General features: G+C 44.5%; 12 protein-coding genes. 10 read left to right on the top strand and 2 right to left on the bottom strand.

What is annotated here, in order from left to right; all coding sequences use genetic code 11:
* Window positions 1-12: 12 nt before the first annotated feature.
* Entirely contained in the window at window positions 13-2,622 is a 2,610-nt protein-coding gene (locus tag O3Q51_14640; protein ID MCZ4410057.1) for an SUMF1/EgtB/PvdO family nonheme iron enzyme, read from the bottom strand.
* A 470-nt stretch (window positions 2,623-3,092) separates the two neighbouring features.
* Between O3Q51_14640 and O3Q51_14635 the strand changes: the two genes are divergently transcribed.
* The 4 genes from O3Q51_14635 to O3Q51_14620 all read left to right on the top strand — a co-directional run bounded on the left by O3Q51_14635 (window position 3,093) and on the right by O3Q51_14620 (window position 8,637).
* The gene (locus O3Q51_14635) at window positions 3,093-3,890 is read left to right on the top strand and encodes a DUF1853 family protein (protein MCZ4410056.1); all 798 of its coding nucleotides are present in this window, start codon (window positions 3,093-3,095) and stop codon (window positions 3,888-3,890) included.
* Window positions 3,891-4,086: 196 nt separating this feature from the next.
* The gene (locus O3Q51_14630; GenBank protein ID MCZ4410055.1) at window positions 4,087-5,247 is read left to right on the top strand and encodes an iron-containing alcohol dehydrogenase; all 1,161 of its coding nucleotides are present in this window, start codon (window positions 4,087-4,089) and stop codon (window positions 5,245-5,247) included.
* Between the two features lie 142 nt (window positions 5,248-5,389).
* Window positions 5,390-6,112 (top strand): SIMPL domain-containing protein, encoded by a 723-nt coding sequence (locus tag O3Q51_14625; GenBank protein MCZ4410054.1) that lies wholly within the window; start codon window positions 5,390-5,392, stop codon window positions 6,110-6,112.
* 188 nt (window positions 6,113-6,300) lie between these two features.
* Window positions 6,301-8,637 (top strand): T9SS type A sorting domain-containing protein, encoded by a 2,337-nt coding sequence (locus O3Q51_14620; GenBank protein MCZ4410053.1) that lies wholly within the window; start codon window positions 6,301-6,303, stop codon window positions 8,635-8,637.
* Between the two features lie 176 nt (window positions 8,638-8,813).
* Here the strand turns inward: O3Q51_14620 and O3Q51_14615 are convergent, their stop codons facing one another.
* Window positions 8,814-9,950: a DEAD/DEAH box helicase gene (locus O3Q51_14615; protein MCZ4410052.1), complete on the bottom strand. Its 1,137-nt coding sequence runs from the start codon at window positions 9,948-9,950 to the stop codon at window positions 8,814-8,816.
* Between the two features lie 395 nt (window positions 9,951-10,345).
* Between O3Q51_14615 and O3Q51_14610 the strand changes: the two genes are divergently transcribed.
* From O3Q51_14610 to O3Q51_14585, 6 genes are all read left to right on the top strand, one after another.
* The gene (locus tag O3Q51_14610) at window positions 10,346-11,377 is read left to right on the top strand and encodes a serine hydrolase (protein ID MCZ4410051.1); all 1,032 of its coding nucleotides are present in this window, start codon (window positions 10,346-10,348) and stop codon (window positions 11,375-11,377) included.
* A complete protein-coding gene (locus O3Q51_14605; GenBank protein ID MCZ4410050.1) occupies window positions 11,374-11,739 on the top strand; it encodes a DUF2200 domain-containing protein in 366 nt (121 codons plus the stop codon). The genes O3Q51_14610 and O3Q51_14605 overlap by 4 nt, the downstream gene beginning before the upstream one ends.
* Before the next feature lie 344 nt (window positions 11,740-12,083).
* A complete protein-coding gene (locus O3Q51_14600; protein ID MCZ4410049.1) occupies window positions 12,084-13,205 on the top strand; it encodes a DEAD/DEAH box helicase in 1,122 nt (373 codons plus the stop codon).
* A 101-nt stretch (window positions 13,206-13,306) separates the two neighbouring features.
* Window positions 13,307-14,086 carry a redoxin domain-containing protein gene (locus tag O3Q51_14595; GenBank protein MCZ4410048.1) on the top strand — a complete coding sequence of 260 codons (780 nt, stop codon included), beginning with the start codon at window positions 13,307-13,309 and terminating at the stop codon, window positions 14,084-14,086.
* Window positions 14,087-14,274: 188 nt separating this feature from the next.
* A complete protein-coding gene (locus tag O3Q51_14590; protein MCZ4410047.1) occupies window positions 14,275-14,709 on the top strand; it encodes a hypothetical protein in 435 nt (144 codons plus the stop codon).
* Window positions 14,706-15,962 carry a serine hydrolase gene (locus O3Q51_14585; GenBank protein MCZ4410046.1) on the top strand — a complete coding sequence of 419 codons (1,257 nt, stop codon included), beginning with the start codon at window positions 14,706-14,708 and terminating at the stop codon, window positions 15,960-15,962. The genes O3Q51_14590 and O3Q51_14585 overlap by 4 nt, the downstream gene beginning before the upstream one ends.
* Window positions 15,963-15,965 lie beyond the last annotated feature (3 nt).

Below are 15,965 nucleotides of genomic sequence, written 5' to 3'. Positions count from 1 at the left end.
AATTTATCAATCTCACTTCACTTCACCCAAATAGCGATCATACCAGGCTAGTGACTCCTTCATAAAACCCACACGGGGCACAAGGTGTCCTGCTTCATAAACAATGCGTTTTTTATGCGCATCTGGGGTGCCCAGAAATTCAAACATGGGTTTCTGTGAAGTTTCTGCAGGAAAAAACATATCGTGCTTGCCGTTTAGCATCAGCGTAGGCTGAGTAACACGAGGCAGGTAGTTGAGCTGATCAGCTTCAGGGAGTGATTTATTCATCACCATACCACCCACATTCAGTACACTGGCTTTGATTCTTTTATCAATAGCCGGCATGATTCCACCCATATAGCCACCCCAACTCCAACCTAAATATCCGATCTTATCTGCTTGTATATCCGATCTCGTTTCGAGATAATCAATCGTTCGCTGTACTTCTTTGCCCCACATGATTAAATGATCCTTATAGAATACAGTTTCGTCGGGAAGGTCTGATTTCAAGTCGTCATGGCGATCATGTGTTCCTTTGAAAATCGGTACCACCAGTGCACGTCCGCTTTTCATCACAAAACTCATAAGGCGTGGTGCATACTCGGGGTCATATTGGGTGGAGTAGATACCATTCGAACCTGGGAAGAAAACAATGGGTTGATATGGTCCTTCTGCCTTTTCTGGCAAATAAAGCCATGCTTCCATCTCCTCATTGTTGTATCCCGCATCGTAGACTATTTTCTCAGCCTTCCAGCCTTCTCCATTGATCGTCTGCTCAATGGTAGGATTTAAAGGGGTTTTATCATAGATGAATTGGTTAAGTATAAGTGCAAAAGTCTTGTCGTCTACCGGTTTTTCTAAGGAGTAATCCCGAAACAATGGAGCGACATCTGCCGTGAGTTGTGACACAGCCGTTTCGCCTTCAAGAAGCTTCATACAGCGGAAACCGTTGGCCACACTTCTATCCATGGCCGATTGGGTATAGCTGTCGTTAAATGCATAGGTGGGATCATTCCACCCGCCACCAAGAATATAATTCTGGCCTTTGATATCGCTTCCATTCATGCACCATTCTCGTGCATTTCCCGCAAGGTCGTACACACCAAAAGCGCTATAACCACTGAGGCTGCCAACGGGAACGGTTGATTTTCCGTTGAAATTGCTCAGCGGAACGATATACTGGGTTCTGTTGGTATGCGCCACCACACTCCAATGGTAAATGGTGGGGAGTTTCTTTTTGGCAAAGACGGCATAGGCAGCCGCTTCGTACCAAGAAATGCCTGTCACCGGGTGGCTCTCCATGCCATCGGGATAGGTGCCCGCTTCCCAATTGGCAGGCCCGGGTTGGTTTGTTTTATCGATGAATGTTGCCATGGCCTCGTCAGCGGTGTATTCAACCCCTTTAGCATAGAAGGGGTGTTTCCAAAAACTTGTGTCGGCATAGCCACCGGCGTCCACGAATTCTTTGAATTCTTTGTTGGTCACTTCAAATTTGTCCATCAAAAATTCTTCTATTTCATTACCGCCTGTTTGCTCAAGGCCTACTATGTACATACGAGCTTCATTGTCGGGAATCCGTGCCATATCTTTTGGCAAACTTTCCAATGCATCCAGTTTTACCGTATCTATCTGCGGCCCGATGGACTTGGCCCATGGGCCTGCATACTCAACGGTTTGGTATCCGTCTTTTCTGAATTCCATGCGGAGGTAACCACGTGGTAATTTTAGATCCTCGAGAGGAGTGGAGCCGGCTGATCTCCATTCGTCATCGGGTTTATCATAGTCTTTCCAAAAAACTTCTGCCCCCGATGGAACAGTTTCTATAGAAATGGTAGTAGCCAGGCGCGGCCATAATTTTATTAACGCCGAATCTTCAGCAATGTATTTTTCCGCTTCTATCGCCATGTCGAAGCCTGAAGTCGGAACGTAGAAATTGTCCTCAGCTATTTTTTGAATGGCGGGGAGCAAAGTATTACGGGCGTTCAATTTATTGAGGTAAGGCGGAATCAGGAAATAGCCCGACACCGCCAGTATCGCCAAGACAATCGCGATTCTCAATAGGAGTGTCCGCTTTTTGATGGAGATTTTGTCACTGACATATTTGATTCCCTTTCCTTCGAGTTTCTTGTTCGCAGGAACCACTAAGCCTTCATTGCTTACGGCGAATATCTCCACCGGCTCTTCCATATTCTTCAAGAGATACTTGCCCAGAGAAACCGTCTCGATATCACTCTGGCTCTTAAGATCATCTTGAACTTTGGAGGAAATGAATATGCTGCCTATTGTGGCAAAGGATTCGAGGCGCGAAGCAATATTGACCCCATCTCCGTGCACGTCGCCATCGTGAAAAATCACATCGGCCTGGTGGATGCCAACCCGCATCGGAACTACCGGATCTTGGAGCATGGCTCTTTGCACATCAATGGCGGTATGAATTGACTGAACGGCACTGTTGAAGGTGCAAATCACTCCATCGCCCATCCATTTAACGATTTTTCCATCGTACTTTTCTATGGCAGATTCGAGCTTATCTTTCAGCTTTTGCCGCAGAGCTAAAGCTCGCTTTTCATCAGTTTGCATCATGGCTGAAAAGCCTGCAATGTCTGCAAACATTATGGCGGCGAGTTGACGTGATTCTGACATCTATATTCTTCTTAAGGTTGCATTTACCAGTCGCACATAGCCACACAAAGAAGAGTGAATTCCGTAGATTTATCCGAATTCAAATCCAATGGTTTCTGTCAATGATTGACTAACAATGGTTAAAGTGTAATAATAGGGTTTTCCGCAAGGGTTTCTTCACGCCCCAGATGTTGTTTATCATCAAAGAAATTCACAAACTTTCTGATATCTGACTTCTTATCGGATCTCGCTATTTCTGACCAACCAGAGACCTTTTTGCATGCCCACTAACTATAGAATGACGATTATTACCCCGTAGTGATTGATGGGGTCATTAAGTTTGAAGGCTCGTCTCTAAACTTTTCGAGTTGGCCCCTAGCCTACCCGACCTATACTTCTTTCAATTATGTTTACTTTTCAGTTTGGAATAAAAAGCCTCCTAATAGATATCTAAAAAACACCCGAAATCGACTCAGAGAGAACTGTTAAAAATGAACGCCAAGTCTAGAATTGCATCCATTTTAAGAGCGGAGAGTCTGGACTTTTCCATCACGGGGTTTAAGACTTTTCATTTGTCCGGAATAAATCTCGAATCGCCTGTTAAATTTCCATTGCCGGCCAACGTAAGGCTTGGACATTTGGCAGAAAAAATTGTTTCGAGATTAATCAAGGCATCATCCAATTTCGAACTGATCGATGAAAATATTCAGATCATTGAAGAGAGAAGAACCGTAGGCGAACTTGACTTTATACTCCGAGAGATTGATACCAATCAATTTATCCATTTGGAGTTGGCCTACAAGTTTTACCTTTTCGACCCAAACATTTCTGATGAACCAATCAAAAACTGGATTGGTCCGAATAGGAACGATTCTTTAAAAGAAAAATTGGAAAAATTGAAGCGAAAACAATTTCCTCTTCTTTACCACCCACATGTCAAAACCAGGCTCCATGAGATAGAATTAGACCAAGTATCTCAAGCGCTCTGCCTCTTGGCTTCACTGTATATTCCATACGAATACGAGGAAGTTTTGAGCCCCGCTTATGCGAAAGCGGTAAAAGGCTATTACCTGAATTGGAAGACATTCGCTGGCTTGGACTATCCGTCAAGGACCTATCATATTCCCTTAAAAAAAGAATGGGGAATGGATCCCAGCGACAACAAGATTTGGGCAGAATTTAAAGATGTCGAAGAAGCCCTCGTCAAAAGCTTAAGCGAAAAGCAAGCCCGATTGTGTTGGCAAAAGGACGGTGATTCCTACTCCGAATTTTTTATTGTTTGGTGGTAGAAGTAGTCATTGCTTAGAGCGAATCCATCAGATTATGGTACCCAATAGTATTCTATACCCTGAAATGACCAGTGTCCGGCAGGCAGAAAGTGCCAAGAAGGCTTACGGTCCAATTTTACAGGTTAAACTTTAATCAAATGACATCGGTTATTGTTATCTTGAAGATGCCTAATCACTCAAAAGAATAAAAACACAAATGAACAATTTTGAATTTAAGAACCCGACCAAAATTCTCTTTGGAAAAGGTCAGATAGCAAACATAAAAAATGAAATCCCTCAAGAGGCTAAGGTCCTCGTTCTATACGGTGGCGGAAGCATTAAAACCAATGGGATTTACGAACAGGTGATGGGTGCCTTGAGTGACCATAAAGTGTTCGAGTTTGGCGGTATTCCTGCCAATCCCGAATACAATATCCTTCTAAATGCACTTCAGGTGATCAAGGATGAGAACATCACTTACTTGCTGGCCGTGGGCGGCGGTTCGGTGATAGACGGTACCAAGTTTCTTTCGGCTGCGGCCCTCTACAATGGCGATGAGCCTTGGGAAATTCTCGCTAAGAACATTCCGACGCTAAAAGGGATGCCATTCGGTGCGGTGCTCACATTGCCCGCCACAGGATCAGAAATGAATTCAGGGGCGGTAATCACCCGAGCAGAGACCAAAGAGAAACGAACCATGGGTGGCGCAGGTTTATTTCCTGTTTTTTCGGTTCTAGATCCTCAGGTGATACAATCCATACCTCACCGACAGATTGCCAATGGAATTACGGATGCCTTTACACACGTTTTGGAGCAGTACCTCACCTACCCTGCCGGCGCACATCTGCAGGATAGATTTGCCGAAAGCATTTTGCAAACGCTTATAGAGGTAGCACCCAAAATATTGAAAGATCGCAACGACTACACTGCAGCGTCCAACTTTATGTGGAGCTGTACTATGGCGCTCAATGGATTGATCCAAAAAGGAGTTCCCACAGACTGGGCGGTACATGCAATGGGGCATGAGCTTACCGCACTTTACGGTATCGATCATGCCAGAACACTGGCCATCATTGCACCGGGTCATTATCAATTCAACTTTGAGTCAAAAAAGGAAAAGCTGGCGCAATATGCCGAGAGGGTTTGGAACATAACTGAAGGCTCTCTCGAGGATAAAGCGAAAGCAGCCATTGAAAAAACAGAGGCATTTTTCAACGGCCTTGGGATTGATACCAAGCTCTCTAAGTACACGGAAAGATACGAAGGCACCGCTGAAGAAATCTCCAAACGATTTAAGGATCGCGGTTGGGAAGGACTGGGCGAGCACAAAAAACTACAACCCGAGGATATCGAAGAAATTGTAAAACTGTCTTATTAGAGATGAGATTAGGTAAATCCAAGTCCATGCTTGACCAGTATGGGCTTGGACAACTATCATTTGCCAAAACAAGAAGTGTATTCGGTTTTGAAAGGAAAACTTAAATTCGATTTTTTGTATTTATCCTTAAACTCTGAAAAAGATGAAAATACTTCAAACGGCCACTCTGCTCCTTCTTTTTAGCGCATGCGCATTTGGTCAAAACACAACGAATGCCCAGATAGAAAATCCTTATATTGAAGTTACGGGAACAGCCGAAAAGGAAGTGATTCCGGATGAAATCTATATTTCCATAACACTTCGCGAGCGGCCATCAGGAAGAGATCAAATAACGGTAGAGGAACAGGAAGGACAACTCAAGGATGCCTTGAAGGAAATAGGCGTTTCTACTGACAATCTTTTCCTGTCTGATGCCAACGCCGATTACATTAACGTGAAATGGTCGAAGAAGGAAGTAGTCTCTGTAGCCAATTACCTTTTGATGGTAGATAGCGCTTCCACCGTCGGTCGTGTGTTCGAGAAACTGGACGAATTGAAAATAGATGATGCCAACATCTCCAAGGTGAGTCATTCTAAAATCAGGGAATTCAAAAAAGAAGTGCACATCATGGCGATTAAAGCGGCCAAAGACAAAGCTGATTACCTACTGGCAGCTATAGGAGAGAAAACAGGTAAGGCACTGGTTGTAAAAGAGACCTATGAAGGTGTCAGAGACGACAGGTATTCAAACGTTCAAATACAGGATTTAGAAGTTATTCAGTTTAATTTGGAAGGACGCCAAGAGAGCAAGAATAAAGTACTACTTCAATTCAAAAAGATCAAACTCCAAGCTTCGATCTATGTGAAATTTGGGATTGAGCAGTAGGCTTTTTAGGAGTGCTTCATTGGCATCAGTATGAATATCAGTTTTATTGGTTTTACGAACTGAAATACGACTGCAAACAAATGCTTTTAGGTTTTATTCTTTAGGTAGGATACCACCATTGCAGAATAAAAACATAACCATTCCATTACTATTATACCTACATTAGTGTCAACTAGACACTTCCCACAATGAAATACATTTACCCACTAGTCGTATTGGTTTTATTTCATGCATCTGCATATAGTCAAGTTGTGACTTTGCCAATAAATTTCGAAGGAGGGGTCGTAACGACAGCCAATTTTACAGGTTTTGGTGGTGGAACTGCAACAGTAATAGACAATCCTTTTGTAGATGTTGACAATAATAGCGTCAAGGTTGCACGAATGGTTCGCACACCTGCCACAAACTTTGCGGGAGCCTTTCTGGATCTCTCCGCACCGCTTATTTTCTCCGCCACGTCTACCATTTGCATGAAAGTTTACACTACCGCTCCCGTCGGCACTCCGGTAGTACTAAAATTGGAAGATGGTGGCGCCTTTGTTGAAATATCTCAGCTTACCACAGTTTCAGGAGGTTGGCAAACCCTTTGTTTTGATCCCCCGGGCGCCCCTACTAATTTCACGCGTTTGACTTTTCTATTCAACTTGGGTATCTCAGGAAACGGAACCTACTATTTTGACGATATAGAACAACCGGTTGTCCTAACAGGAAATGAAGTCTTACTACCATTGGATTTTGAAGGTGTCGACAATGCAGGAAACCAAATTGATGACAGTAACTTCGGCTCTTTAGGCGGAGGTTTTGGTGGAGCTAATGGTTTAGATTTCGGCGCTGCTACCGTTATTCCAAACCCACAAATCGGTGGGCTCAATACGAGTGCCACCGTGGGTCAAATTGTGCGTCACCCTGGTTCTGACCAAGCAGGAGCTTTTGTGCGCCTTCCCGTCAATTTAAACTTTGACGCCTACCCGATTATTTGTATGAATGTCTTTACAGATGCTCCCGTAGGTACCAATGTAACTCTGAGAATAGAAGATACCGACACGGGACAGCCGGATATTGACGCTGTAGCCGTTACGACCGTATCGGGAGAATGGGAACCGCTTTGTTTTGTATATCAGCTCGCACCCGATGCCTATAATCGACTCACATTCCTCTTTGACCTTGGAAATAGTGGAGATGGATCTGCTACTTCCACTTTCCTTTTTGACGATGTAGAGCAGCTCATCACTCCGCCCGGCTTCTTCTTCACCCTAGGTAGTGCGTATTTTTGTCCGGGACTGCCCGTGACATTTACCTTTCCCGGACCTGGCACATACCTGTGGTATGATGACCTCGCTACCACAAATCTAGTAGGAATGGGTAGTACCTTTACCTCTCCTCCACTCTTTAGTAATACATCCTATTACGTTCAAGATGTTTCTACCGTCGCGCTTCCACAAACGGACGTTGGACCGACTCTACTCGGACCTGCAGATGACTTATCCGGTCCTCGAACGGCTACAATGGACTTCAATTCCAATATAGACAATGGCTTATGGCATAGTGTCGATATCGTTTCAAAATTCATCAATTCACCAGGTCCGTGCACCTATACCGTTACCGGACGTAATCTAACCTTAGCGTCATCTGCGACCACAGTGCGAACCATTGACTTGACAATCCCCGCCAACGATAACGCAAAACAGGAATATCTCTTTACGCCTCCCGTTCCCATGAACATTGGAAACAGTATGCAACTGGAAGTTACCCTCACCGGAGGGACGGGCTGTCGACTGAGAAGTTTTCAATTAGGAGGTGGTGTACCAACTATTCCAAGTTATCCATCAACTACAGCAGGAGGAGAAATAACATATACAGGATATGATCTTGTCGGTACCCCTGCAGTTCAGAATCTACGTTGGATGGGATTTGACTACAGTGTTTCGGGCGATGTTTTTACCGACCCCACCGTTTACCAAGTCAACGCCATCGCCGATTGTGCAAACCCTCTTCCCATCGAACTGCTGGATTTCTGGGTTCGTGAGCACAACGGAGATGCCTTGCTCGCTTGGTCTACAGCCTCAGAAATTAACAATGATAGATTCCTTCTCATGCGAACCAAAGACGGACTTGAATTCGAAACAGTTGGCACGGTGAGTGGCGCGGGAAATTCTTCTACGGTGCTTAATTACACTTTCTTGGATCGCGATCCTTTGAAGGGTTTGAGCTATTACAAACTGACGCAAGTAGACTTTGATGGTACGGAATCGTCGAGTGAGTTGGTGGCATTTACCAATGAAAGCACGGGGGGATTTCAGCTCTTCCCCAACCCTACTTCTCAGGACTTGACCCTGACGCTCGGCGAAGGCTACGACAACATAGAAGTGCGTATTTACGACTTGACCGGTCGCCTGATCAATCAACACAACTTTGGTTTAGCTGATATCCTGAGTTTTAAGCTTACCGGTAATCCCGGGACCTACTTTGTGGAGGTTTTGGTAGACAAGGAAAGACGGGAGACATTCAATGTGATGAAGTTGTAAGGTTAAAAGGATTTTTAAAAAGCGTTCAGGTTTGTCAGTTCGAGTATTTTGTGATGACGTAGGAATCAGAAAATGCATCGAGAACCATTTCGAAGTAATTTATCGCGTTAAAAGAATTCTCGATACAAATTACCCCATCGCTAAGGCAATGTGAAAATTCACTCGAAGTGAACGAATCACTTCAAATCCAAACTCTCCGCATCGATCATATTGACCCAGCGTTTCATTCTCTTTTGGATGACTCGGAAGTGGTGTTTGTCCTCTTCGGTGACGAAAGTAATAGCATCACCGGGATTCTCGGCGCGGCCCGTTCTACCAATTCGGTGAACGAAGTCTTTCGGTGATCGCGGCAATTCGTAATTCACCACATGTGGCAAAAAGTTGATGTCAATTCCTCTGGAAAGTAAATCCGTAGCCACCAATACGCGTAAATCTCCCGAGATGAATTTGGCCAGAGCTTCTCTCCTACTTCCTTGGCTTTTCTTGCTATGTGTAGCCCGGGCATCTATTCCGTTGCGCTGCAATTTATCAGCTACCAAATCGGCTTGATAAACAGAAGAAGTAAAGACCAGAACTTGTTTCCAATCATTGCTTAGAATCAAGTGACGCAGTAGCGGCCCCTTCTTTTCGGGTGTCACGAAATAGCCTACTTGATTGATTAAGTCTACCGTCTCTTTCTCAGCTTCGATCTTGATGACGGTGGGGTTTTTCAATAATACCCGTTCCACCGATTGCACCTCGGGACTTAAAGTAGCAGAGAACAAAAGGTTTTGACGCCTCGCGGGCAATAACTCAAAAATGCGATCCATCTCCTTTTTAAATCCGAGATTGAGCATCTTGTCTGCCTCATCCAACACGAGTGTGCTCAAGTCGTCAAAGTGCATGGCATTTGATTCTGACAGCTCCAACAATCGACCCGGTGTGGCCACCAATACATTGACATTTTGCATCCCCATCATTTGCGGATTGATGGAAGCTCCACCAAAGACTGCCAAGGATTTAAATGGAAAAGGTAAATCATCCGAAAAAGATCGAAATACATTTTCAACCTGACCCGCTAATTCGCGTGTAGGAACCAACACCAACACATTGATGTGTCTGTTTTTAGTCGTGGTTTTGCCTTTCAGCTTTTGCAAAATAGGCAATGCATAGGCTGCTGTCTTTCCAGAACCCGTAGGTGCAATACCAAGTACATCCTTGCCCTGTAAAATAACGGGTATCGCCTTCTCTTGAATTTGAGTGGGTTTGGTGTAAGATTGTTGAACGATGGATTTGATCAAAAACGGGGCAAGCCCCAACTCTCTGAAAGACATAAACGGTTTTTTATTTCCGTGGCGAAGGTAAGTCTTAAAAAGGCAGCTATGCGATGGAGAGATTCCCCATTTCGATTAATTTTGAGGAACAATACCAATTTGATAGTACGCTCTAAATGGTATTGGAGAGTATTGATACTCCTCTTAACTTAAAAATTAGAAGCAAAGCATAAAATGCAAGTAAAGGACGCCTCAGGACCCTCAAACCATGACTCGTCGGAGAAGACGAAAAGAGAAAAGTCCAATCTGATCACGAATGCCTTCATCATTGGGTTTATGGTGGGAGTCGTGATTTATAGTCTACTGGCACATACAGTGGGACTCGTAACATTGATCCCTCTGTTTATCATCTACAAATTGGTGAATAAGCCAAAAAAAAGTAATCTGCCAGAAGAATGACCACGGCTAAGAAAAAATCCAAAACTATTTTCAGAATTGTCTTACTCGTCGGAACGGCAATTTCACTCTACTTCGTTCCGTGGGTTTTGGTGAAAGCATGGATTATTCCTCTTCCCGACTCAGTGCAGGAGCAAATGGATACAGCAATCGAATATGGTTTTGACGGGATGGTGCTTTACATCGACAAGGCAGGTCAGGAACCCGAATTCTACGCAGCCGGTTGGAAGGATAAAAAAAACAAAGTCCCTGCCGATTCTCATGCTCTATTCAAGATAGCCAGCATCAGCAAGCTTTATATTTCCGTGGCTGTTGCCAAATTAGCATACGATGGCCGCTTGTCGTTGGACAGTAGTTTGGCTTATTACTTGCCCAAACTGATCGGCAGAATTGAAAATGCAGAAACCATTACCTTAAAAATGATGGTGCAACACCGAAGTGGCATTCCCAACTTTACCGATACCTACAATTATTGGTCGGCTCCGAAAGAGAGCAATCAGGAGAACTTGGAACTGGTTCTTGACTTACCCGCAAATTTCGAACCCGACTCGGGCTATGAGTACAGTAATACCAACTATTTGCTACTTGCAGAAATCATCAACGAAGTATTAGGCTATCCCCACTTCGACTATATTCAAATGGAAATCCTAGACCGACTAAAGCTCAAAAACACGTTTGCTTCACTTGGTCAGGTCAATATTGACGATGTGATGAGCGGCTACCATGTGGGGTATCCACCTGACCTAAAAACCGACAATCAAGGTATGTTGGCTACCGCCGAAGATGTAGGGATATTCTTGCGAGCACTGAATGATGGATCATTGTTTGACGAAGGGGAGCAAGAGATCTACTCCTCTATCTATGTGTACAATCACACCGGGCTTATACCTGGCTATCAGAGCATCGCAGAGTACCACAACGACATTGATGCAGTAGTTGTGCAATTCACAGGACCTACGTATTTTGAAGGCTACAACTGGAATCTATCGGAGATCTTTTACAACCGAATCGTCAAAATAATCAGTCAATGAAAGCAACTGCCGAACACAACGAACGCATCGCAAAAATGAGCTTTGCATCAGTGTATCCCCACTACGTAAGCAGAATAGAAAAACACGGACGCACCGAAGCAGAGCTTCTCGAAGCAATAGAATGGCTAACGGGATATGACGAAAAAAAACTCCGTGAATTAATGGATGCCAAAGTGAATATGGAGACCTTCTATGGAAACGCCAATATGAACCCTAACGCTGAATTAATCAAAGGAATGATTTGTGGCTACCGAATTGAAGAATTAGAAAATCCGATTACCCGAAAAGCAAGGTATCTCGACAAGCTGGTCGATGAATTGGCAAAGGGAAGGAAGATGGAGAAGATTTTGCGCAAAGGTTGAATTGAGCATGCCGGAGAAAATGAAACAAGGACTTTTAAGCAAAGCATCGGATTACTTCGAAAAGCGGCCGATTACCAAAGCAATTTGTCTAGTTGTGGTGATAGGCGTCATTGCCAATACAATTAAAAATGGCAGATTTTCTTTGTCTGATTTAGTAATATGGATTCTTGTTAGTACGTACTTGATTTGGGGATATTCGCATGAATTGAAGCTGAGGAAGAAATAAAGGGAGGAGAATCTTAAGCCCATAATTCGATTGCATCCATCTTCGGCTTGGTAAATCCGATTCAACCCTTTCCGACTAACTTTCCCGTACCTTCGCGCGATTATTAATCGCATCTGTTTTGAAAAAATTCCAAGAACTGGGCATTGGCTCCAACTACGTTAAAGGCCTCGCCGAATTAAATATCATCGAGCCTACATTTATTCAAGAGAAGGTGATACCTATTTTGATGGCGGGATCTACCGATATGGTAGCGCAAGCACAAACGGGCACAGGAAAAACTGCAGCCTACGGACTTCCGCTATTGGCGCAGATGAACCCCAAAATGGAAGCGGTACAAGGTCTCATCCTCTGCCCTACACGCGAGCTGGCTAAGCAAGTGGCCAAGCAGTTGTTCAAATTCACGAAGTATACCGACAAGATCTTTGCTGAAGCCGTTTATGGTGGTGAGCATATCGACAGACAGATTACCGCATTAAAGCGGCCTACACAAATTGTAGTCGCCACACCGGGGCGATTGATTGATTTGGTGAAAAAGCACGCAGTAGACTTGAGTTATGTAAAAACCGTAGTACTCGACGAAGCAGATGAAATGCTCAGTATGGGCTTCAAAGACGAGCTAAACGAAATTCTAAGTTTTCTTCCTGTGGTTGAGAACAAATGGCTGTTTTCGGCCACTATTCCCGATGGCATTCAGTTCATCATTTCAAAACACCTTTCAGCCGATGCTGAGCGTATTGAGGTGAGCCAAGAAGATGTGGTCAACAAGAACATCACCCACCAATACCAAGTCTGTGATGACGAAGACAAACTCTACGCGCTTCAGCTCTTCTTGAAATCAGAGGAAGAAAACCGAGGAGTGATTTTTTGCCGAACCAAAGCCACGGCCAAGAAGCTTTCACAACAGTTGATCGCAAAGAACATTGCTACGGAAGCCATCCACGGCGACCTTTTCCAGAAAGAACGCGATAAGGTGATGCGGGCTTTTAAGAATGAATCGCTCCGTGTGCTCGTAGCGACAGACCTCGCGGCTCGAGGCATCGACATCTCCGATCTGTCCTTCGTAGCGCATTACGAACTACCCGAAAGCGATGAGTACTACACTCACCGAAGCGGACGTACTGCACGTGCAGGAAAAGAAGGGGTTTCCATGTGCTTTGTGAACCACCATGAAGTGAAGGCTCTGAAGAATTACGAGCGTACGTTGGGTATCAAATTCGAGCAAGTAAGGAGTGTGAGGTAAACGCTGAAAGGCTCTCCATCAAGAAGAAAGGAAACCAATATCTCTTGATTTATAAACTCCCAGTATTGTAACGAAGCAATCATTCACAGTACCTTTGGCAGATGTTAAAGAAATCTTTAATCGCGTTTGCAATGTTGATTCAGGTGAGCCTGTTCGGACAGCTTCCCGACGGAAGCACTGCGCCCGACTTTACCTTGACCGACTATTACGGAACGGAGCACAACCTCTATTCTTACTTGGAGGACGGAAAGACGGTCATCCTTGAGATTTTTGCCGCGCACTGTCCCGCCTGTTGGAACTTCCACCAAACGCACCGATTAAAAAACCTTTACAACGCTTACGGCCCTGAAGGAACCGATGAATTAGTGGTGTTGGCCTTGGAGCACGATCAATGGAACTCGCACGCGGCTTTCATCGGCGACGGGCCACCTTGGGTTACGCAAGGTAATTGGTTGGATGGAACTCCATTCCCGATTTTTGACGTGGAAGACCCCGATCGTGGTGTATTTGAAGACTACAACATAACGGGCTACCCCATCGTATTCAAAATTTGTCCCGATGGCATTACGGAGAGAATCTTCACTTCAGAATCCGAGGAGTTGATCTACGAAAAGGTGCAGGAATGTCAGGCGGCCCTTTCGGTAAATGAAGCTTTGGATCTCGGGGCCATCTATTTTGATCCCTTATCGAGAAGTCTTAAAATCGACAAATATCAAGATGTGCAAGCAGTGCGGGTAATGTCCATTACCGGACAGGTGGTTCAATCCATCAATGCTGTCAGCTCTCCGGCCATCGCCATAGACCAAATGCCTGCCGGGATTTATTTCTTTGAAGTCCGAACGGATTATGGTTCAGTGGTAAAGAAATTTTATTTGGATTAGCCGTTCTTCTCTGGCTTCTTAACTTCAACTGACCACATCACTCTGTTCAAAACAGCTTTTCACTGAAGCAGTTTTCCTGTATTCGATAAAATCATAAGCGCAATGAGCTGAACTAAGGGTTCAGAGTCTCAAAGAAACGGAGAGATATTTAAATGCACTATACATTCAACATAAATAACCTTGAGATTTTGAATCGTCTGATTTATGATGCAAGCGTTGAATACGAGAACATCGTCGAGAATCTTCCAAAGAATCCCCTTACCCTTAAATTGGAAAGACGAACGATCGAAAATGTCACCGGAAGGAAGTGGTTTTTTGGGACGATTACGCGCTATCAAGGAGGAAATTCTGAGATCGAAATACGTGGGTTTAAAAAAATGACCCTGACCAGCAGCAATAATCGATTCAAAGACAATCATTTTATCAATGAGATACTATTTGACCGTAAGGACGGAACGGTAAAATTGACGACTTGCTTCGGACTTGAGCTCATCATAGAAGTTGAGGAGGATTTCTCCATTGCCTTGGTCGACTTGGGTGAATCTGATTTTGGAAAAGGAATTAGCTTTGGAAATCATGGATTTACCAAAGAAGAGTGGAATCAATATTTAAATCAAGCATGAACAGAAAAGCACTACTTGTCGTCCTTGCCATGGCCTTATTCGCTTGCAGCGAGAACGAAGCTCCCAAGAGCGAAACGTCTGATGAGAAAGAAGTACTCATCAGGCAACTTACCGCAGAGCTCGATTCGATGAGTACTGCTAACGGCTTCATTGGTTTCGCGGTAGCCATCGCCAATGAAGAAGGAACACTTTATACCCACGGTTTTGGCTATGCCAATATGGATACCAAAGAGAAATACACGGAAAACACGATCCAGCACATCGCTTCCGTATCCAAGACATCTATCGGACTAGCTTTGATGAAGGCGAAGGAAATGGGCAAATTGAAATTGGATGATCCCATCGAAAACTACCTTCCTTTTCAGGTGGTCAACCCTTTCCACCCTGAGGGAAAAATCACCATACGGCATTTGGCTACGCATACCTCGGGCATTAACGATACGGAGCAGTATATGGATCATGCTTGGGTGCTGACCGAATACCGGGGTTCTGAAAAGGCGAGTAGCGATTATTACGCACAAGTGCTCAATCCCTCAATGGAAAACGTGCCGATGGAAACCTACCTCAAAAGCTATTTGGAAGAAGGTGGAGCGTATTACCAGCCCGACAATTACATTGACTTCAAAGCGGGAGAACGGTACAACTACTCCAACATTGGCGCCACCTTGGCGGCTTTCATCATAGAACAAGCCACGGGCAAAGCCTTTGACGAATTCACGACCGAACACATCTACAAGCCATTGCAGATGAACTCAACGGGTTGGTCGTTGGAAGATGTAGACGTATCCAAACACTCTCGACTTTACCGAAGCGATTCTACCCTGCTGCCCTTTTACACCGCCATTACCTATCCCGATGGTATGTTGATCACTTCGAGTAGCGATATGGCCAGATACGCCACTGAGTTGATAAAAGGCTACCGCGGAGAAGGCACAATCCTAAGCAAGGAAAGTTATGCGGCGTACTTCAAAGCTCAACTCGAAGAAAAACACTTTGAAGAAGGCAGCCGTGACCCCAATCATCCGTATGACGGTGATTATGATCCTGCCATTTTCATTGGCCATAGCGCATTGGGCTACGTAGGCCATTCGGGAGGCGATGCGGGCGTTTCTACCTGGTTTTACTTCAACAAGGAAAAATCTCTAGGCACATATATGGTAATGAATACGGATATTGGCGATCGTAAAACAGAGTTGGAGTACTACGCCATTTGGGATAAAATAGTAGCATACGCAAGTGAGCTAGATCAATAAAAA

Source organism: Cryomorphaceae bacterium 1068, from assembly GCA_027214385.1.
GTDB lineage: Bacteria > Bacteroidota > Bacteroidia > Flavobacteriales_D > Cryomorphaceae > JAKVAV01.
This window is presented reverse-complemented; position numbering and strand designations above follow the sequence as displayed.